13 protein-coding genes and 2 tRNA genes are annotated in these 21,146 nt (G+C 63.7%); all 15 read right to left on the bottom strand.

What is annotated here, in order from left to right:
* Positions 1 to 208: 208 nt before the first annotated feature.
* Positions 209 to 1,552, bottom strand: coding sequence for a bifunctional folylpolyglutamate synthase/dihydrofolate synthase (locus KSY82_RS05350; RefSeq protein WP_217750421.1), 1,344 nt, complete (start codon positions 1,550 to 1,552; stop codon positions 209 to 211).
* Positions 1,553 to 1,798: 246 nt separating this feature from the next.
* Positions 1,799 to 4,495 carry a valine--tRNA ligase gene (locus KSY82_RS05345; protein WP_217750422.1) on the bottom strand — a complete coding sequence of 899 codons (2,697 nt, stop codon included), beginning with the start codon at positions 4,493 to 4,495 and terminating at the stop codon, positions 1,799 to 1,801.
* Between the two features lie 287 nt (positions 4,496 to 4,782).
* The gene (gene clpX, locus KSY82_RS05340; RefSeq protein ID WP_217750423.1) at positions 4,783 to 6,189 is read right to left on the bottom strand and encodes an ATP-dependent Clp protease ATP-binding subunit ClpX; all 1,407 of its coding nucleotides are present in this window, start codon (positions 6,187 to 6,189) and stop codon (positions 4,783 to 4,785) included.
* Position 6,190: 1 nt separating this feature from the next.
* The gene (locus tag KSY82_RS05335; RefSeq protein ID WP_022095182.1) at positions 6,191 to 6,811 is read right to left on the bottom strand and encodes an ATP-dependent Clp protease proteolytic subunit; all 621 of its coding nucleotides are present in this window, start codon (positions 6,809 to 6,811) and stop codon (positions 6,191 to 6,193) included.
* A 163-nt stretch (positions 6,812 to 6,974) separates the two neighbouring features.
* The gene (gene tig, locus KSY82_RS05330; protein ID WP_368042034.1) at positions 6,975 to 8,276 is read right to left on the bottom strand and encodes a trigger factor; all 1,302 of its coding nucleotides are present in this window, start codon (positions 8,274 to 8,276) and stop codon (positions 6,975 to 6,977) included.
* An 88-nt stretch (positions 8,277 to 8,364) separates the two neighbouring features.
* Positions 8,365 to 8,448, bottom strand: a tRNA-Leu gene (locus tag KSY82_RS05325).
* 139 nt (positions 8,449 to 8,587) lie between these two features.
* Positions 8,588 to 11,419 carry a molybdopterin-dependent oxidoreductase gene (locus KSY82_RS05320; RefSeq protein WP_217750424.1) on the bottom strand — a complete coding sequence of 944 codons (2,832 nt, stop codon included), beginning with the start codon at positions 11,417 to 11,419 and terminating at the stop codon, positions 8,588 to 8,590.
* Positions 11,419 to 12,321: an FAD binding domain-containing protein gene (locus KSY82_RS05315; protein WP_217750425.1), complete on the bottom strand. Its 903-nt coding sequence runs from the start codon at positions 12,319 to 12,321 to the stop codon at positions 11,419 to 11,421. Before KSY82_RS05315 ends, KSY82_RS05320 begins: the two co-directional genes overlap by 1 nt.
* Before the next feature lie 258 nt (positions 12,322 to 12,579).
* On the bottom strand, positions 12,580 to 13,935 hold the full coding sequence (gene gdhA, locus KSY82_RS05310) for an NADP-specific glutamate dehydrogenase (RefSeq protein ID WP_217750426.1): 1,356 nt from the start codon (positions 13,933 to 13,935) through the stop codon (positions 12,580 to 12,582).
* A 257-nt stretch (positions 13,936 to 14,192) separates the two neighbouring features.
* The gene (locus KSY82_RS05305; protein ID WP_217750427.1) at positions 14,193 to 14,588 is read right to left on the bottom strand and encodes a putative Se/S carrier protein; all 396 of its coding nucleotides are present in this window, start codon (positions 14,586 to 14,588) and stop codon (positions 14,193 to 14,195) included.
* Positions 14,589 to 14,603: 15 nt separating this feature from the next.
* The gene (mobA, locus tag KSY82_RS05300; RefSeq protein WP_217750428.1) at positions 14,604 to 15,236 is read right to left on the bottom strand and encodes a molybdenum cofactor guanylyltransferase; all 633 of its coding nucleotides are present in this window, start codon (positions 15,234 to 15,236) and stop codon (positions 14,604 to 14,606) included.
* A gap of 154 nt (positions 15,237 to 15,390) precedes the next feature.
* Positions 15,391 to 15,487, bottom strand: a tRNA-Sec gene (locus KSY82_RS05295).
* Between the two features lie 36 nt (positions 15,488 to 15,523).
* On the bottom strand, positions 15,524 to 17,491 hold the full coding sequence (gene selB / locus KSY82_RS05290; protein ID WP_217750429.1) for a selenocysteine-specific translation elongation factor: 1,968 nt from the start codon (positions 17,489 to 17,491) through the stop codon (positions 15,524 to 15,526).
* On the bottom strand, positions 17,488 to 18,945 hold the full coding sequence (gene selA / locus KSY82_RS05285) for an L-seryl-tRNA(Sec) selenium transferase (RefSeq protein ID WP_217750430.1): 1,458 nt from the start codon (positions 18,943 to 18,945) through the stop codon (positions 17,488 to 17,490). Before selA ends, selB begins: the two co-directional genes overlap by 4 nt.
* Before the next feature lie 52 nt (positions 18,946 to 18,997).
* Positions 18,998 to 21,115: a molybdopterin-containing oxidoreductase family protein gene (locus KSY82_RS05280; RefSeq protein ID WP_217750431.1), complete on the bottom strand. Its 2,118-nt coding sequence runs from the start codon at positions 21,113 to 21,115 to the stop codon at positions 18,998 to 19,000.
* Positions 21,116 to 21,146: the final 31 nt, after the last annotated feature.

The following is a 21,146-nucleotide window of genomic DNA, read 5'->3' as shown; positions in this document are numbered from 1 at the left end:
GAGACGGCGGTCGACGAAACTGGAGAGGAGGTATTACGAGCTCCTGTGCGAATTGAAGGGAGCGCTCCCGCAAACTGCCTATTGACAACTTATAGGAGCGTCGGTTTTGATTTTGCGATTCTCGGCATGGTTGAGGGCAGCCGGTCAAACGTAGTAGATAGGCCCATTTCATGGCGAGCAGGTCAACTAGCTATCCTGCGGAAGGGATCTAGCGGAGCAAGCCTGCCACTTCGCCGGCTAGGGTGATGGTGCCTGCTGCTACGAAAGGCTCGCCTGCGGCATCGAAAGCCGAAAGGGCCTCGGATACGCTGGGGTACACGCCCGCGAGCTTGTCGGCATCCACCAGGGCAGCAAGCTCCTCTGCCGGTAGGGCGCGATCAGAATCGGTCTGGGTTACGACCACGCGCGGGAAGGCCGGGATCAGCACATCAACGATGCCCGCCACATCCTTGTCGGCCAGCGCGGCGCACAGCAGCGTGGGGCGATTCTCCACGCACGGGTCGATCTCGTCCAGCGCGCTCACAAAGTTCTCGCAGCTCTGGGGGTTATGGCAAGCGTCGATCAACTTGAGCGGATCGGTTCCCAGCACATCAAAGCGACCCGGCGTGGGGCAGCCCATGAGCGAACCATCAAGCACATCGTGGTCGAGCTCGCGACCCAGATACCCCTCGCACAGCATAATCGCGCACGCGGCATTCTGCGGCTGGTACGCCGGCTTGACCATACTTGACGTATAGATCGCACGCGGCGTGGTGCAGCTGAACTCCACCGCATCGCCTACATGCGCCGGCGCCTTGGTCGTCGTATGGCTCACCACGAGCGGCACAACGCCGCACTCGCGGCAACGCGCATCCATCACGCGCTGAACGCTCGGCTCGTGCGTGCCCTCGCCCAGCACAACCAAGCGCCCGGGCTTGATGACGGCAGCCTTCTCCCCCGCAATGGCCTCGAGCGTGTCGCCCAGGATGCGCGTGTGGTCGAGCCCGATGCCCGTAATGGCAACGGCGACGGGATCGGTCGCACTCGTGGCGTCCCAACGGCCGCCCATGCCAACCTCGAGCACAGCAACGTCCACTGCAGCCTCGGCAAACACCACCAGCGCGGCAGCCGTCAGCAGGTCAAACGGCGTGATGGTATAGGCGCGCTCCCCCGCCGCCACACGACGAGCATTCACGCGATGCCCCGCCTCGACGGCGGCAGAAACGCCGCGGGCAAACGACCCATCGCTCACGACGCGCCCATCAACCTCCATGCGCTCGGGATAGCGCACCAACTGCGGCGACGTATACAGTGCGGTCTTTAACCCCTCACCACGAAGGATGGCAGCCGAAAAACGCGTGGTCGAAGTCTTGCCATTGGTACCGGCAACCTGAATGCAATCGAAATACTCGTCCGGACGTCCCAGCTCATCGAGCATATCGACAACCGTCTCAAGCAGAGGCCCAGCATCCCCAGAAATCCGCCCCGTATCAGCAGCAAGCCCCACAGCCTCATCAAACGAAAGCAAATCAAACTCAAAAGGAACGGTATACAAGCCAGAACGCTTAGGCATTTTCAGAACCGCCATTCATAGAAAAATAAAACAGTATAGGTTGAGGATAGTCAGCGAAAACGCCTCTGATAAGCCAAGGTGCCGTGAAACAAGGGCGCATAGGGCTTATGCCCATGCGCCCGAAGTTGAACGGCAGATTGGCCATCAGAGGCGTTTGCAGCGTCGAGCCAGCCGCCGTTCGTTAGAACGGCGGAATAGGTGTCCGCAGCGGAGAGCAAAGCGTCGGGACGCGCCCCTCAGTAAGACCTACGAGAAGTCAGCAACCTGAGCAGTCAGCGCCGCCAGGATCTCCTTGAGCTCAGCTGCACGGTCCCTCTTCTTCTGGACCACCGCGGGCGCGGCCTTAGCCACAAAGCCCTCGTTGGCAAGCGTCTTCTCGCAGCCGGCGAGCTCCTTCTGGGCCGCGGCGATCTCCTTCTCCAGACGTGCCTTCTCGGCCGAAAGGTCGACCTTGCCCTCGAGCACCACAAAGACCTCGACGCCACTGTCAACAACGGCGATGCTCGCAGCCGGCTTCTCAACGTCGGTGCCCATAACCAGCGAAGCCGTGTTCGCCAGCGGCTCGATGGTCGAGCGCAGGCTCTCGAGCTTCTCGATGTCCTCGGCACCGGCGCGCACGACCACGTCGAGCTCGGCCTTGGGGCTCAAGCGGTAACGCGAACGCGTGGCGCGGGCGGCGGAAACGACGGTGCGGCACAACTCAAACGCGCGCTCGGCGGGCTCGTCGACGTACTTGGTGTAGTCGGCGGGCTCGGGCCACTTGGCGATCATGAGTGCCTCGGCGCGGTCCACGTTGCCCTCGGCGTCCAGGTCGAGCACGCTCGCCGGCATGTTGTCCCAGATCTCCTCGGTCACAAACGGCATAAGCGGGTGCATCAGGCGAATGGAAGTATCGAGCACAAAGATCAGGTTGCGCTGAGCCTGTAGACGGCCCTCGCCCTTCAGGCGGGCCTTGGTGACCTCGACGTACCAGTCGCAGACCTCGTTCCAGAAGAACTGCTGCACGCCGCGGGCCATGTCGCCAAAGGTGTAGTTCTCGATACCCTCGGTGACCATCTTCACGGCCTTAGCCAGGCGGCTGAACATCCAAGCGTCGGCCGGCGTCTCCACGACGGGCTCGCCGGGCGTGTAGCCCTCCATGTTCACGAGCAGGAAGCGGCTGGCGTTCCAGATCTTGGTCACAAAGCTCTTGGCCTGGTCGGTGCGCGGGCTGTCGATGAGCTTCTTGGTCTTCTTATCGATGTTCGCGTCAAACTTGACGTCCTGGTTGTTGGTGCACAGCGTCAGCAGGTTGTAGCGCATGGCGTCGGCGCCGTACATACCGATGAGGTCCATGGGGTCAACGCCGTTGCCCTTGGACTTGGACATGCGGCTGCCGTCCTTGGCAAGGATCGTCGGGTAGATGACGACGTCCTTAAACGGCACCTCGTCCAAGAAGTACAGCGAGCTCATGACCATGCGGGCGACCCACAGCGCGATGATGTCGCGCGCGGTGACGAGCGCCGTCGTGGGGTGATGTCCCTCGAGCAACTCCGGCTTTTGCGGCCAGCCCTGCGTGGCAAAGGTCCACAGCTGCGAGCTGAACCAGGTGTCCAGCACGTTCTCGTCCTGATGCACGTGATGGCCGCCGCACTTGGGGCACACATCGGTGTCCTCGGTAAGGGCGTCCTCCCAGCCGCAGTCCTCGCAGTAGAACACGGGGATGCGATGGCCCCACCACAGCTGACGGCTGATGCACCAGTCCTTGAGGTTTTCCATCCAGGTAGTGTAGGTCTGCGTCCAGCGCGCGGGATGGAAGGCGACCTTGCCGGAGTTGACGGCGTCGAGCGCCGGCCCCTTAAGCTTATCGACGGCGACGAACCACTGCTCGGACAGCCACGGCTCCAGCGCGGCGTCGCAACGGTAGCAGTGCATGACGGAGTGGTCGTGCTCCTCGACGTGGTCGAGCAGGTCATGCTCCTCAAACCACTTGATGACGGCCTCGCGGCACTCCTCACGGGTCATGCCGGTGAACTCGCCATAGCCCTCGACGACCACCGCATGCTCGTCGAAGATGTTGATCTGCGGCAGGTCGTGGGCCTGACCCATGGCGTAATCGTTGGGGTCGTGGGCCGGCGTGACCTTGACAAAGCCGGAACCAAAGTTGGCATCGACATGCCAATCCTCAAAGATGGGGATTTCACGGTCGACGATGGGAAGCTTGACGGTCTTGCCCACGAAGGCGGCCTTCTCGGGGTCCTTCGGGGAAACGGCGACGCCCGTGTCGCCGAGCATGGTCTCGGGGCGCGTAGTGGCGACGACGATGTAGTCCTGGCCGTTGACCGGCTCGGTCAGCGGGTAGCGCAGGTGCCACAGGTGGCCCTTCTCGTCCTTGTACTCAGCCTCGTCGTCCGAGATGGCAGTGGTGCAGTTGGGGCACCAGTTAACGATGCGCTTACCGCGGTAGATCAGGCCGTCGTGGTACCAGTCGCAGAACACCTTGCGCACGGCCTGGGCGTAGTCCTCGTCCATGGTGAAGCGCTCGTTATCGAAGTCGACGGAGCAGCCCATACGCTTGATCTGCTCGACGATAATGCCGCCGTACTCGTGGGTCCAATCCCAGCAGGCGTCAACAAACTTGTCGCGACCAATCTCCAGGCGGCTGATGCCCTCGCTCTTGAGCTTCTTGTCGACCTTGGTCTGTGTGGCGATACCGGCGTGATCGGTGCCCAGCACCCAGCGCGTGGACTTGCCGCGCATGCGGGCCATACGGACGATGGCGTCCTGGATGGAGTCGTCGGTGGCATGGCCCATGTGGAGCTTGCCGGTCACGTTGGGAGGCGGAATGGTGACGGTGCAGTCGCCCACGCCCTCACGGCGCTTATAGTAGCCGCCGTCGAGCCACTTCTGCAGAATCGCCGGCTCGTTGGTCGACGGATCGTAGTTCTTGGGCATTTCTTCCATATATCTCTCCCTGTCCCGCCGGCGTGTCCGCCTGCTTGGTTTTCGCTCGGTCAGGTCCTGGGCTCGCACGAAGAGCACATTTAGTGCTCTTCGGCTCGTGCGGAATCTACGAAAACCAAGCAGGCGGACACGCCTTAGGTATTGATTACTTCAGTCTGATAGGACTTCGCTGAGACTTTAAACAAACACACAGAATAACACAGGTAGTTGGGGTTATTGCGTATCTATAAAATAGCCTCCGACCGCGGGTGGCCGGAGGCTATTTGCAAGCACTTATTTAGGCTGGTTTAGCCGTAGATGCGCTGGGGCTGTTCTTCGCCCTTTACGGCGGCTTCGGTCACGATGACCTTAGCTACGCCCTCCTCGCTGGGGAGGTCGAACATCGTCTGCTGAAGCACGTCCTCGCAGATGGCACGCAGGCCGCGTGCGCCGGTCTTGCGGGCGAGCGCCATGCGGGCGATCTCGTGCAGAGCGGCGTCCTCAAACTCAAGCTCAACGTCCTCGAGCTGGAACATCTTGCGGTACTGACGCACCACGGCGTTCTTGGGCTCGGTCAGGATCGACACCAAGTCGTCCTCGTCAAGCGCCTGCGTCTGGGTGACGACGGGCGTACGTCCCACAAACTCGGGGATCATGCCAAAAGCGTTGAGATCCTGCGGGAGCACCTGACGCAGCAGATCGTTCTCGTCGACCGAGGTGGGGCCGGCGATCTCGGAGTTAAAGCCCACGCCCTTGTTACCCACGCGGTCGGCGATGATCTTGTCCAGACCAACGAAGGCACCGCCGCAGATGAACAGGATGTTAGTCGTGTCGATCTGCAGCAGCTCCTGCTGGGGATGCTTGCGGCCGCCGGTGGGCGGAACGCTCGCCACCGTGCCCTCAAGAATCTTAAGCAGTGCCTGCTGAACGCCCTCGCCCGAAACATCGCGGGTAATGGAGAGGTTCTCGGCCTTGCGGGCGATCTTGTCGATCTCGTCCACGTAGATGATGCCCACCTGAGCGCGTTCAATGTCACCATCGGCAGCATTGATGAGCTTGAGCAGAATGTTCTCCACGTCCTCGCCCACATAGCCGGCCTCGGTGAGTGCGGTGGCATCGGCGATGGCAAACGGCACCTCGAGGATGCGCGCAAGCGTCTGGGCGAGCAGGGTCTTGCCGGTACCGGTGGGACCGAGCAGCAGGATGTTGGACTTGGCGAGCTCTACCTCGTCCATGCCGTCGTCGAACTGCGAGCCCATGCCGTCGTCAAAGGCAGACACCGCGGCGCCGCCCTCGATCACGCGGCGATAGTGGTTGTACACGGCCACCGACATGGCGCGCTTGGCGTCCTCCTGACCCATAACATAGGCCGAAAGCTCGTCATAGATTTCGTGCGGCGTCGGCACGTGCGTGATGACCTGGCGGTCGTCCTCAAGCTCAAAGCCCTCGGTCTCGGGGTCCACGGCGGGCTGGGATGCAGCCTGACCGTGGTCGTTGAGGAAGCCCGGCAGCTTGCCGTTGCGGGCAGCGTCCATAAAGTCCGAAGCCAGCGACTCCTCCAGAATCTCGGAACAGGCGGCGACGCACTCGTCACAGATAAAGATGTTAGTCGGGCCCTTTACGAGGCGACGGACCTGGCCCTGCTCTTTTCCGCAGAAGGAGCAGCGGATGGGGTTGCCGTTCTCGTCGAAGTTGTCCTGCATGTTACCGGCCATCCTAGGCGTCCTTCGCGGCGAGATCGCGCGAGGTGACGATGCGGTCGATCAGGCCGTAGTCGAGGGCCTCGGCAGCGGTCAGGTAGTTGTCGCGCTCGGTATCGGCCTGGACCTTCTCGATGGGCTGACCCGAGGCGTCGGACAAGATCTGGTTGAGCTCGCGGCGAGTCTTCTTGATCTCCTCGGCAACGATCTCAATCTCGGTCTGCTGGCCCTGGGCACCGCCGCTGGGCTGGTGAATCATGACCTTGGAGTGCGGCAGGCAGAAGCGCTTGCCCTTAGCGCCGGCCGAAAGCAGCACGGCGGCCATGGACGCGGCCATACCGACGCAGATGGTGGAAACCTGCGGCTTGATGAAGTTCATGGTGTCAAGAATCGCCAGGCCGGAGTAGACCTCGCCACCGGGCGAATTGATGTAGAGCGAGATATCCTTCTCGGCATCCTGGCTCTCAAGATGCAGCAGCTGGGCAACGACCAGGTTGGCGCTGACGGAGTTGATCTCCTCGCCCAAGAAGATGATGCGGTCGTTGAGCAGGCGCGAATAGATATCGTAGCTGCGCTCGCCGCGCGGCGTCTGCTCGATAACGTATGGCACGAGGGCGGAATCGAACTTAGCGATCATACGCATCTCCATTTCTCTCTTGCGGACCAAATTGGTTCTAGATAAACGTACGGTGCCCGCATGCTATGCATTGGCTGGCACCGTACGAAGCAACCGGATAACCGGTGTATAACTTTACCCCATCACGGGCGCGTGCATGCGCTCGCGGGCAAGGTGGCGAGAATTACTCGGCGTCCTTGGCGGTCTCGTCGACCTCGGTCACCTTGGCGTTCTCGACCAGGTGGTCGACGGCCTTGGAGCGGCGGATGGACTCGCGGACGGCAGGCATGCGGCCATCGGCGATGAACTCGGCCTTGGAAGCCTCGACGTCCTTGACGCCAGCCTTCTCGAACTCAGCGTTGACGTCGTCCTCGGTGACCTCAATCTTGAGCTCGCGGGCGAGGGCGTCCAGAGCCAGGGACTCACGGGCAACGTCGTTGGCCTGCTTGTGCAGGTCGCCGATGAACTGCTCCATGGTCAGGCCGGAAGCGGGCAGCCAGGTGTCCAGGGTCATGCCGCGGGCAGCGAGGTTGGACAGGAAGTTCTGGCCAAGCTCCTCAAAGACGGACTGCTCGTAGTCGGCGTCCATCTCGTCGAGCTGCAGACGCTCGGCGAGGGCGGCGACGCAACGGTTCTCTTTCTCGGCCGGGAGGCGGGAAGCCTTGTCCTGCTCGATCTCGAGCTTGATGGCGTCGCGCATAGCGTCGATGCTGTCGAAGCCAAAGTCGGACTTGACGAGCTCGTCGGTGAGCTCGGGGGTGTTGCGGACCTTGATGCCCTTGACGGTGACCTCGACGGTGTGGGTCTCGGCCTCCTCGCCCTCCTCGACCTCGTCGGTCCAGGTGACGGTCTTGACGTCGTCAACGTTAGCGCCGATCAGGGCCTCGTTGAACTCCTTGGGGTTGCTGTCGCTACCGGCGATGAGCATGCGGCCCTCGGCGGCAAAGTTGTCGGCGTTCTCGACGGCCTTGAGGTCGACGGTGACGTAGTCCTCGGCCTCGACGGCGCGACCCTCAACGTCCTCGAAGGTGGCACGGTAGTTGAGGAGCATCTCGACCTGGTTGTTGATCTCGGACTCGGTGACCTCCGCAGGGGGCATCTCGATCTCGACGGCGTCGAAGGAGGAGAGCTCAGCGGCGGGACGCAGGGAGAACTCGACGGTGTAGGTGTAGTCCTCGTGATCCTTGGCGAGGTCGAGCTCCTTGTAGTCACCGTTCTTGGTGGGGACGATGTCCAGCTCGTTGAGGACGGCGGGCTCGTTGGCGGCGATCAGGTCGTTGGTGGCCTGAGCGAGGGTAGCCTCGGCGCCAAGAGCGGAGTCGACGACCGGACGGGGAGCCTTACCGGCGCGGAAGCCCGGGAAGCGGTACTTCTTGGCGGTGTCCTTGTAGGCCTTCTTGATCGCGGCGTCGACGTCGGCGGCCGGGATGGTGACCGTAGCGGTGAGCTTGGCGTCCTTGACGTCAGAAGCGGTGATGTTCAACACGTTCCTCCTCATACTGCCCAGCTTATCTGAGGTGCTGGTACCTTTATGCAACAAAGAGTCGCGACGGCGGGAGCCGACGCAGGTGCGTTGGTGCGGGCGAAAGGACTCGAACCTTCACGGGAATCCCACCAGAACCTAAATCTGGCGCGTCTACCAATTCCGCCACGCCCGCATGAGCGCACAGACTAGGAATGATAGCAGATACGAACGGCAAGCGCACGCACACCTTTTACAGGCTCACGACCTCACCACGAGTGCAAAAGCGGGACGAGTCGCCCCGCCCCGCCCATTACGACTTGTTCGCTGGCCCGCTACTCCCCCAGCAGGGCCTTCTCGGGCGTGATCGGCAGCGAGCGGACCTGGTGGCCGGTGGCGTGTGCCACTGCCGAGGCAACGGCGGCGAGAGGCGTGTTGATGACGACCTCGCCGATCGACTTGGCTCCAAACGGACCCGTCGGCTCGTAGCTCGGCTCAAAGGCCACGCGAATGCTGCCGATATCCAGGCGCGTGGGCAGCTTGTAGCTCATAAAGTTGCCGGTGCGCAGGCGGCCGCGGTCATCGTGCTCGACAATCTCGTAGAGCGCATGACCGATGCCTTGGGCAATGCCGCCCTCGGCCTGGACGCGCGCGAGTGCCTCGTTGATCACGGTGCCGCAGTCGACGGCCGCGGCGTAGTCCACCACAGTCACCTTGCCGGTGGCCTTGTCGACCTCGACCTCGGCAATACCGGCCATAAACGGCGGAGGCGAAACGGGCAGGCAGGCAGAGGCGTGCGAGGTGAGCGCGTCGCCGCCTGCGATGTTCTTGACGCACAGGTTGGCAAAGTCGCGCAGCGTGAGGTAGCGGCCGCGCTCACGAGCGGCACGCTCGTCGGACAGGCGCACGTACTGGCCGTCGAAGACCACGTCGGCGGTGTCAACGTCCCACATCTGAGCGGCCTTGGCGCAAATCTTCTCGCGCAGCTCGGTCGCGGCGTTCTTGGCGGCAAGGCCCGTCACGTAGGTACCGGAGCTCGCGTACGAGCCGGCGTCGAACGGCGACACGTCGGTGTCCACGCCGCGCACCACGATCAGCGAGCTCTCCACGCCCAGCTCCTCGGCGGCAATCTGCGCCAGGATCGTGTCGACGCCCATGCCGTTATCGGTGGCGCCGGTGCCGATGGTAATGAAGCCGTCCTCTTCCAGGCGCATGTCGATGCCGGCGATGTCGACATTGGAGATGCCCGAGCCCTGCATGGTGAGCGCGCAACCCAGGGCGCGCACACGGTCGCCCAGGTCCACGGCCAGCGGCTTGTCGCGCCAGCCGATCATGTCCATCGCGCGCAGCAGGCAGCGGTCGAGTGCGCAGGCGTTAAGCTTCTCGTTGTAGTACTGCGGCATGGTCTCGCCCTCGCGCACGATGTTCTTAAGGCGCAGGTCGGCGGGGTCCATGTGCAGCATGTCGGCGAGCTCGTTGACGGCGCTCTCCACGGCAAACTGGCCCTGGGTGGCACCGTAGCCACGATACGCGCCGCCGCGGTTGGTATTGGTGTAGACGGCGTCCCAGCTAAAGCGGCTCGCCTTCACGTGGTTGTAGATGGGCAGGCTCTTGTGGCCCGAGAGGCCGATCGTCGTGGTGGCATGCTCACCATAGGCACCGGCGTTGGACAGCGTATGCAGGTCGATGGCCGTGATGGTGCCGTCGTTCATGGCGCCCAGCTTAACGGTCATTTGCATCTGGTGGCGCGAGTTGCCCGCAGTGATGGTCTCCTCGCGGGTGTAGCAGCAATAGCTCGGACGGCCGGTCTGCTGGGTCACGAACGCCACAAAGATCTCGCAGCAGCCCGTCTGCTTGGAGCCAAAGCCGCCGCCGATGCGCGGCTTAATGACCTGCACCTGCGACTGCGGAATGTCGAGCGACTGCGCGACCATGCGGCGCACGTGAAAGGGCACCTGCGTCGAGGTGGTCACCGAAATGCGGCCGAACGCGTCGGTCGTCGCGAAGGCACGGAAGGTCTCCATGGGCGCGGTCTGGGTGGCCTGGCTGGTGTAGGTGCGCTCAAAGACGATGTCGCTCTGGGCGAAGGCCTCGTCCAAGTCGCCATAGTCGCTCGTGCCGCTGCATACCAAGTTGCGCGGAACGTCGCCGCCCTGCGGGAACATAAAGGTCACGTCGCCCTCGGGGTGGACCACGATGTCGTTATCGAGTGCCTGGGTAAAGTCGAGCAGCGGCTCGAGCACCTCATAGTCGACCTTAATGAGTTTGAGCGCCTTGTCGGCAGCCTCCTCAGTCTCGGCGGCGACGATCGCCACCTCCTCGTTTTGGTAACGGACGAGGTTCTCGAGAATCAGGCGATCGTAGGGACTCGGCTGCGGATAGCTCTGGCCGGCGATGGTAAAGCGGCGCTTGGGCACGTCCTCATAGGTGTAGACGCCCACGACGCCGGGCACCTTCAGTGCGCGCGACGTATCGATGGAGCGGATCTTGGCGCGGGCATAGGGGCTGCGCTTGAGTTTGACGATCAGGGCGCCGGCGGGCACCAAGTCGCCCGTGTAGACGGGACGCCCCTCGAGCAGGGCCTTCGAGTCCTTCTTGGGCTGCTTGTGAGTGATCTGCTTGTAGGAGACACCGTCGCAGCTGGTGTCGTTGACCGGCAGCTCGGGCATCTCAAAGCCCACCTTCACGCCGGACTCGTTGAGAAAGCGGACGATGGCGCGCAGCTGACTCTCGTAGCCGCTGCAACGGCAGAGGTTGCCGGCGAGCTGGCGCGAGAGCTCCTCGCGTGTAGCGACGAGGCTCGGGTCCTCCTTGGCGGCGCGGGCAAGCGCCAGCACGTTCATAATTAGGCCGGGGGCGCAAAAACCGCACTGCTCGGCGCCTTCGGCAGCCATCGCACGGGCAAGCGCCTCGGACTCGGCCTTGAGGCCCTCGAGCGTGGTGATGGAGCGGCCCTCAACACGGGCGGCGGGAACCGAGCAGCTCAGCACCGTGTCGCCATCGAGCCACACCGTGCACAGGCCGCAGTTGGTGGTCTCGCAGGCGCAGCGCACCGACGCGCAGCCCTGCTCGCGCAGCAGCGCAAAGAGCATGGTGTCGGGGGCAATCTGAACCTTGACCTTGCGGCCGTTGAGCGTAAAGGAAAGATCGATGAGTTTGGCAGCCATTAGCGCACCTCGCTAGAATCGACGCCGGGCACGCGGCGGCAGGAATACTCGTCCGTGGCGAACTTGGGAATCCGCACGCCCTCGAGCTCGTGGGCAAGCGCGGCCGAAAGCTCGATGCCGGCGGCGCGGCGCACGGCCTGGACGGCGAGCGGGGCCGAGATGCGACGGCGATACTCGGCCGAGCCCCACATATTGGTGCCGTAGCTCAGGGCACGCACGGACGCGGCCAGGGCGCGCAGCTCGTCCTCGGAAGGCTGTTCGGCGGTAAGGCCGCACGCCTCGCCCTGCAGCAGGGTCGCGCGCAGAGGACGGGCGCCCACGGTGACATGCCAGCTGTTGTCCCACCAGGCGGCGGTGACGTTTAAGGAGGGGAAGTCGGTCGCGGCCTTGCGCACGGCCTCGTAGCTCGCGCGGTAATCGTGCTTGACGACCACGACGTGCTCGATCACGTCGCGCACATAGCCCATGTCCACGAACTCGGCGAGCGGCACGCGGCCGGCACCCGTCAGCTCAACATAGGAATCGAGCGCGAGGAAGGCGGAGAGAACGTCCGAGAAGCCAAAGCGGCCGTAGATGCTGCCGCCCACCGTGGCGGTGTTGCGCAGCTGCACGCCCACGATGTCGTGGACGGCGAACTCAAAGACATTGTTGACAAGCGCATTGAGCGCGGCATGACGCTCGAGCTGACGCAGGGTGCACATGGCACCGATGCGAAACTCGGTCTCGGTCTCCTCAATCTGATCGAGTCCACAGGCCGAAAGGTCAATCGCCGTCGCCACACGACGCGAACCCAGGCGCATCCAGATGCCGCCGCCCACAATCTTGTTGTTGCGGTTTTTCTGCAAGAGCTCATAGGCTTCGGCCGCGTTTCCAACACGGACGTAGGTACCGAACTTGAGCACGTTCTCCCCCATCTCTTCACTTGTCCAGTACCTTCAAGTGTACCAAACGAGGGGCCGCGCGCCGTCGAACGACAAGAACGCCACGTGGGACAAATTTATCAGTAGTTTTTGTCCCAGGGTCGCTTGCGGCAACAAGCTCGAACTAACTATCGTACCTGGGACAAGAGCTACTGATTAATTTGTCCCACGCCTCCGGGATAGAAAAGGCTCCCAGCCAAGGTGACTGGGAGCCTTATCGAATGCTATGTCAGGCAGGGTTTAGCAGACGCCCTGGGCGAGCATGGCGTCGGCAACCTTCAGGAAGCCGGCGATGTTGGCGCCCATGACGAAGTTGCCCTCCTCGCCGTACTTCATGGCGGTGTCGTCCACGTTGTGGAACATACCGCGCATGAGCTGCTCGAGCTTGCCGTCGACCTCCTCGAAGGTCCAGGACAGGTGCTCGGCGTTCTGGCTCATCTCCAGGCCGGACACGAGCACGCCGCCGGCGTTGGCAGCCTTACCGGGCATAAAGGCGACGCCGTTCTCCTGGAAGTAGGTCGTGGCCTCGATGGTCGTGGGCATGTTCGCGCCCTCGCCGACCACCTTGCAGCCGTTGGCGACGAGCGCCTGGGCGTCCTCGAGCAGCAGCGTGTTCTCGCGAGCGCAGGGCAGCGCGATGTCACAGGGCAGCTGCCACACGCCGCGGCCGTCGCCCTCGTGCCACGTGGCATTGGGCTTCTCGTCGACGTACATAGCGAGCGTGACGCCCTTGTCGTGGCCGGAGCGCTTCTTGTTGTAGACATGCTCGAGCACGGTGTAGTCGATGCCGTCGGGATCCTCGACCCAGCCATGGGTGTCGGAGCAGGCCAGCACCTTGCCGCCGAGCTGAGAGACCTTCTGGACCGCGTAGATGGCGACGTTACCGGAGCCGTGAACGACGACGTTCTTGCCCTCGAAGGAGTCGCCGCGGCTCTTGAGGTACTCATCCACAAAGTAGACCAGACCGTAGCCGGTGGCCTCGGTACGGGCGAGCGAGCCGCCAAAGGAGAGGCCCTTGCCGGTAAGGACGCCGGTCCACTCGTTGGTCAGGCGCTTGTACTGACCGAACATGTAGGCAACCTCGCGGCCGCCAACGCCCAGGTCGCCGGCGGGAACGTCGGTGTTGGGGCCAATATGGCGATAGAGCTCGGTCATGAAGGACTGGCAGAAGTGCATGATCTCGTTGTTGGACTTGCCCTTGGGGTCAAAGTCGGAGCCGCCCTTGCCGCCGCCCATGGGAAGGGTGGTCAGGCTGTTCTTGAGGATCTGCTCCAGACCCAGGAACTTGAGCATACCCAGGGTGACCGTCGGGTTAAAGCGCAGACCGCCCTTGTAGGGTCCAATGGCAGAGTTGAACTCGACACGATAGCCGCGGTTGACCTGGACCTTTCCCTGGTCATCGACCCAGGGGACACGGAACATAACGATGCGCTCGGGCTCGACGAGGCGCTCAAGCAGGGCGGCCTCCTCGTACTCGGGATGGGCGTCGAGCGCCGGCTGGATGGTGCCGAGGATCTCGGTCGCGGCCTGGATGAACTCAGGCTGCTCGGGATAGCGGGCCTTGAGCTCGTCGAGAACTTTCTGCGTGTAGCTCATGCTTCCTCCAATTGATGGAAAAGAAAGGTGTCGTTCGCGGCGCCTCATACGCCGCGAGCTTTATCGAGTATGGATAATATCGCACTGTTGCAGCAAAGTTTCGCATAAGCCGACGAGCAGATGTTTCGTTTTGATTACGATGCAGGTAGAAGCGTTTTTGAGTGCCTGACGCGCAAAACCCGTGTTTCAAACCTGTTTCGTCCACGTGTTCCAAACCACCACAAAGGTGCCTGTCCCCAATGTGGTGGTGTTGACGGCTAGAGGACGAGCTGATGATAGTCGGCGGGGGTTATGCGGCCTTCGGTGGCAGCGCGGAAGGCGGCAAGCGCATCGCCCGAGAACGACATGGCCCAGCACAGGCCGCAACCTGCGGTAATGGAGCCGGGCAAAGGCATAATGCGCCCGGGCACGCCGGCATCCAGGCACAGCTGCTCACATTCCATCACATCGAAGGTGCTGTCGAACGATACGATGATCTTGCGTTCGTGGTCGAGGGCATCACCGGACGGGTCGCCGCGGTGTGCCTCACGATACGCCGCGGCGGCCGCTTCCTCTTCCGCGGTATGCCCACAGCCACCGCAACCGCAGGTACAGGGTTCGGACCCGTCGCAAGTGCAAGGCTCTCCCGTGTCGGGGCAAATATCGTGAGACATGGCATCTCCCATCGTCTAGGCGAGCAGCTCGGCTGCCGCAAACTCCTCGGGTGTATTGACGTTCTCGAAGCAGAGCGTGGAGCCGGCGGCCTTAACGATCTGCGGCTCATCCATATAACCGGCCTGAACGCGATTGATCAGGCAGCGAATGCGTTGGCGGTCGCAGGAGAGCAGCTCTTGGGCAACCGGCGCACACGCGTCACGGCGCCAGACGGCGCAAAGCGGCTCAATCCCCCGCTCCTCGCGCGGCACGCACACATCGAGCGCCTCGGCCTCAACATGATCGGCAAGCGCGCCGATGAGTTCCGGCGAGACAAACGGCATATCGCAGGCGACGATCGCCACGAGCGGCAATCGGGCCGCGGCCAACGAGCTCGCGATGCCGCGCATGGCACCCGCCGGCCCCTCAAGGTCCGACACTATTCGCGGCACCAGACCGCCAAACGCGCGCTGCTCAAGATAGACAAGCTCGCTGGGACGCGAAGTCGTCACGACTAACTCGCCGGCAACTGGCGCCAGCCGACCCAGCACGCGCTCGATGAGCAGCTCGCCGCAAAACAACATCCGCGCCTTGTCGCAACCCATGCGCGACGACAGCCCGCCCGCCTGGACGACGCAAGAAAGATCGGCTCGTCTTACGGTAGTCATACGGCAAAACACCCCCATCGGCATGCTCGAAACCCTGTGCACGAAGCTAAATACCGCCGCCGAAATAGCGGCGCTACGAAAAGCTCGTGCAAAAACAAAACAGCGCCTTTGCGGCACGCAGCAAGACCGCGAGCACAAAAGCGCTGGTAGCGTGTGGCGGGAACGTATGTGAATCGAACACATCCAAGACGTTTTGCACGCCTCGCAACGGTTTTGAGGACCGCGGAGCCCACCGGAGCCCATCCGTTCCCAAGTGCGGAGGTATTTTACCAAACCGAGCAGCCAATCTAGCGCAGGGAGCGCAGGCCGCCGGCTTCCTTGTCGAGCACCGTAAAGCGCACGGCATCCAGGTGTTCCAAGATGCTGATGGCACGCTTGCGCGACACGCCCAGCGCCTCGCGCAGCACGCTCGTAGTGGCAGCACCGCCGGCGTCGGCAATGGCAGAGGCGACGAGCTCACGCGCGTGGGCCTCAGCGGCAGCAGACAGGGCCACATCACGCTCGATCTTTACGATGGAGCGGTTGAGCGAAAGCTCGCGCAGGGCACGCGTCATGGTGTCGCGATCGAGCTGTAGTTGCTCGCCTACCTCTGGCAGCGTCGGCGCATCGAGGCCAGCTTCGTCCAACAAGGAAACGATGCGCTCGCAAGCCTCGTGCACCACACGCGCCGCGGCGGCAGCGGAGTGCGGGTCGAACACCTCGGCCCCCTCGGCGGCGCACACGCCGCGCGAGCAGCCCTCGGAAATCAGGGCTGCGGCAACTGCATCGTCAGCGGCAGGCCACGCAGCATGGGCAACGGCGCCGGGCGTAAAGCCCGTCTCCTTGGGGGCAGCCGCGTGCATAGCGGTCAGAGTCGCCGCCAGCACGTCCATGGCGGCATCGAGCGCGGCAGCATTCACATACAGCGCATCGCCCGAGCCGGCAAGCTCGCAAACAGCACCTCGCGCCACCAACTCTTTCAGCGCGGCATCGGCCTCACCGGAAAGCAGATCTAGCGCCGCGGCAACGTCGGCTACCACGACTGGCAACATCTGCAGCGCCAGCCACGCGTCCACACCAGCGACGGCATCGCCGGCCTCAAGCGCTGCAAGCAGCGCGCGCTCCCCCTCAGTAAGTTCGCGCGAGCGACGGCAGCGCGAAAGCAGCACGCGCCCGCCGCCGATGAGCATGACCGGCGAATAGGACAGCACCACGGCATGGTCGCCGGCACGCAGCGGCAGCGGTTCCTCCAAGCGCACCTGCACGGTACGGGTCTCGCCCACCGCCATGGGGGCCTCGCCCTCCATGAACATGATGCGGCCGACGACCTCGGCCGTACCGGCCATCACGTGCACGCGCGCACCCGACTCGAGCACACGCGGCTTGGCTCCCTCGCGACCCAAATACGTAAACGCCATCATAAAGCGCAGCGTCTGGCCTAAGCGACCCTCCACGCCGAGCATCTCACCGCGATCGAGCGCAGCGACGCCATCGCCCACCAGGTTGAGCGCCACGCGCTGACCGGGCAGCGCCCGCTGCGTGTCGCCATGCACTTGGATCCCGCGTACGCGGCAGGCCGTGCGCGACGGCAGCGCGACGAGCTCATCGCCCACCGCAACCGGCGCATCGTGCAGCGTTCCCGTCACGACGGTGCCGGCGCCCTTGATCGTAAAGCAGCGGTCAATCGGCAAGCGCGGCGCGGCATCGGTGCGCTCGGCACGGTCGCGGCAGGAATCCCAGCAGGTACCAACCCGATCGTCAAGCGCGGCCAGCAGCGCGCCAATCCCCTCGCCTGTCTTGGACGACACGGGGACAATCGACGCGCCCGCAAACACGGTGTCCGACAAAAAATCATCGACGTCGAGCTCGGCAAGCTCGGTCATCTCGCTATCGGCCAAGTCGCACATCGTCAGCGCCACCACCATATGCGTGACGCCCAGCAGCTCCAGCACATGCACGTGCTCGCGGGTCTGGGGCATCACGCCCTCGACGGCCGATACCACCAACACGGCAACATCAATGCCCGTGGCGCCCTGCACCATGGCGCGCAAGTAATGCGCGTGGCCCGGCACGTCGACCAGACCAACGATCTTGCCACTCGGCAACGCCAGCTCGCCAAAGCCAAGCTCAACGGTCATGCCGCGACGGCGCTCAACTTCCAGGCGGTCGGGATTCTTGCCGGTCAGCACCTCGATCAGTGCCGACTTACCGTGGTCGACATGTCCCGCCGTACCTACGATAACGGGACACTCCACCAGCGCTTTGACCTCACTCATCGAGCAATCGCCTTCTCAACGCACGCGGCAAGCGTCGACGCCGCAGTCTCGATATCGCGGTCGCCCACAAGCGTACGGACGTCAAACAAAATGCGATCGTGCGAGGCGCGCGTGACGACCGGCGTGTCGAAGTCCTGGACAAGCGAGCACTTGAGCGCATCGACCGTCAGGCGCGCGTCAACAAGACGCACGGCCACGCACATCGTGGGCAGCTCCACGGTAGGCAGCGAGCCGCCACCGGGGGTCGAGGATTCCTCGACGATCTCCACCTGAACGGCGCACGGGCAGCCGGCCTTATCGAGCCCGGCGACCATACGATCGCGCAGCTTGCGGGCACGACGCTCCAGATGAGCCTGCGGGAGCGTGAGCATGTTGAGCACCGGAATGTCGCGATGGGCAACATCGGCGCCATCCATGTAGATACGCAGCGTGGCCTCGAGCGCGGTCAGCGCCAGTTTGCCGGGGCGCAGGGCGCGCATGAGTGGGTGCTCGCCGCAGGCCTGAATCAGGTCGCGACGACCCATGATGATGCCAGCCTGAGCGGCACCGAGCAGCTTGTCGCCCGAGCACGACACGATGTCGAGCCCAGCGGCAACCGAGGTCGGCGTGGTCTCCTCGCCGCCGCGAACCAGGATATCGTCGGGCATCAGCGCGCCCGAGCCCTGGTCCTCGTAGAACAGCAGGCCATGCTTATGCGCCAGCGCGGCAAGCTCTTTGGAGCTCACTTCCTCGTGAAAGCCCTCAATGCGGTAGTTGGAAGGATGGACCTTGAGGATCATGGCCGTATCGGGCGTGATAGCGCGCTCGTAATCGGCAAGGTGCGTGCGGTTGGTGGCTCCGACTTCGACGAGCTTGGCGCCCGAAGCCGCCATGACATCGGGAATACGGAAGCTGCCGCCAATCTCGACGAGCTCGCCGCGGCTCACGATGACCTCCTTGCCTGCGGCATGGGACGCCAGCACCAGCAGCACCGCGGCGGCGTTGTTGTTGACCACGAGCGCGTCCTCAGCACCGGTGAGTGAGCGGATCAGCTGCGCAGCGTGCTCCTTACGCGACCCACGCGAACAGGTGTCGACGCTGTACTCGAGCGTGCTATACCCGCGCGCAACCTCGGCCACGGCCTTGGCGGCCGACTCCGCGAGCGGGGCGCGGCCCAAGTTGGTGTGGATGACCACGCCCGTAGCGTTGACGGCAGGGCGCAGGCTCGGCAACGCAGAGCGGTGCGCACGCCACTCGATGGCCGAGGCTAGTTCGCGCTTAGAGCGCGGGGCAGCACCGGCGCGAATGGCGGCGCGCTCCTCGTCGAGCTCGGCCGTGACGGCGGCATGCGCCACCGCGTCGCAGGTCTCCCCCGCCGCCTTCACAACAGGCCACTCGGCAAGCAGCTCGTTGACGGAAGGAATGGCGCGCAGGCGGGCGCGCACCTCATCGGACATGTTCTGGCTATCGCTCATGTGCGGCCTTTCAAAAGAAACGTGGATCAGTCGAATACATCAGCTGAGTCAATTACTCGTTATTATCCTCGCGCGCCGCGATCTTTTCCACGCGAACGGCGTTTTCCTGGGTGAGCGCGGCGCCCGTCAACGGGTCCCAACGCAAAGGTGTATGGTCGAGCGGGCCCACGCCCAAGGCTTGAGCGCCACCGGCATCGGCGCCAAACGAACGCCCGCCGGGGGCGGCCGAGGTGAAGATGCACGCCGGATGCAGATACGGCGTCGTCTCCACGCGCACGCGGTCGCGGCCCATATCGCTCACGAGCTCGACGACCTCGCCATCGGCAATGCCCATGCGCGCAGCGGCATCGGCATTCATCTGCACGGCATCCAGATCCGATCCAGCCTCGGCGGCACCGGCCGCCGCGAGTCTACGCGAGGTATGCGACTCAAAGGGACGGTTGCCGCTAATGAGGCGAAACATCCCCAGGCTAGGCTCCACCATGGGAGCGATCCAGTTGGGTACACGACCCAGGCCGGCTCGTTCCCATACGTCGCTTGCCAGCGCAATTTTGCCGCCATCCAAGGGAATCGCCGGATCGCCCGTACGCGACGGCAACGCAACACCCGTGTCGGCCCAGCCGCGCTCCTTGAGCTCGTCCAGATTGATCCCAAAAGGCGCCACCTGGGCAGCCGCCAGATCGTCAGACGTAAACTGGAAGTACTCGCCCACGCCACACGCCTGCGCCAGACCGGCAAAAATCTCCCGGCCGGGACGCGTGTCGTCATGCTGCACGGGCAGCACGGCATTGCGGTAGAACACGCGCGCATCGTTGGCGCCCACGACCGTGCCCACACCGCGGTCGGCCTCCAGATACGTCACGTCGGGCAGCACGAAGTCCGAAGCACGCGCCGTCTCGGACCAGCGAATATCAATCGTCACGAGCAAGTCGAGCTGCTGCAAAATACCCAACCAAGCCTGCGCATTGCCATAGCCCGCACCGGGGTTACTGGCATAGACGATGAGCCCACGCAAATCGCCGGCAAGAATCGACTGACCGATGGTCGTGCACAGGCCGCGCACCGGATCGACCAGTGGATAGCGCTCGGACCCCAGCTTGGGCCCGCATGGCACCGGCGGCGTCGCAAAGCGTGCGGGATCGAGGTCGCCCAACACAAGCGGCGTGGGCGGGTTGAGCGCGCCGCCCGCGTGTCCGATGCAGCCCAGCAGCACATCGACCAAGCAAATAGCGCGCGCGGTCTGGGTGCTATTGGCATACGCGATACCGATGCCGCCATGAAAGCCCGCGTCCACCACAGCGGCGGGCGCGGCGGCAGCTAGCTCGCGCGCCGTAGCGACAATCTCTGCGGCCGGCACGTCGCACATCGACTCGGCCCACTCGGGCGTCCAAGCACTGGCCGCCTGCGCCAGCTCATCAAAACCCGTGGTATAGCGGGCAACGAACTCGTGATCGTACAGGTCCTCGGCTACCAGCACATGTGCGATACCCAGCAGCAACGCCAGATCGCATCCGGGACGCACGCGCAGCCAGCGGTCGGCAAGCGCGGCCGAACCGCTGCGCCGGGGGTCAACCACGATGATCTTCGCCCCGCGCCGGCGCGCATCGTTGAGCGCATCAACGGCCCCCATCGTCGACGAATCGACGATGGAACGCCCCAGGTACATGATGCAATCGGTATGCGCCAGGTCGGAGGCGGGACTATAGCCCAGGCTGTGCTCCCAACCGGTAAGTCGGCTTACCTCGCAGGCACCGTCGGCACCGTATACGTTGGGCGAGCCCAGCGCATGCATAAAACGATGCGCCCAGTAGCGGTCGAACGAGGGCACGCCGAGCGTCATACCCAGTGCACGGGGCCCGCGCTCGTCAACAATCCCCAAAAGGCGCTCGGCAATCTGGGCAAACGCCTCGTCCCACGAAATCACATCGAACCCCGAGCCATCAGCTCGTCGGCGCATGGGGTGCAAAATCCGGTCGCGCTCGTCAAACGGCATTGCCAGGCGATGCCGCCCGCGGGCACACAGCGCACGCGTCGCGCACGGATGCCCCGGCACCGGCAGCTCGGCCACCACGCGACCGTCCTCAACGCGTGCCGCAAAGGCGCAATCGGCATAGCATCCCCCGCATGTGGTCACCACGGCGCGACCGTCACGCTTCACAGCAGATGCCATCTCGATTACCCCTTTCATCAGCCAAACACAA

The organism is Collinsella aerofaciens (assembly GCF_019131995.1).
Classification (GTDB): Bacteria; Actinomycetota; Coriobacteriia; order Coriobacteriales; family Coriobacteriaceae; genus Collinsella; species Collinsella aerofaciens_S.
The sequence above is the reverse complement of the archived record's forward strand: the minus strand, read 5'-3'. Positions and strand labels throughout refer to the sequence as shown.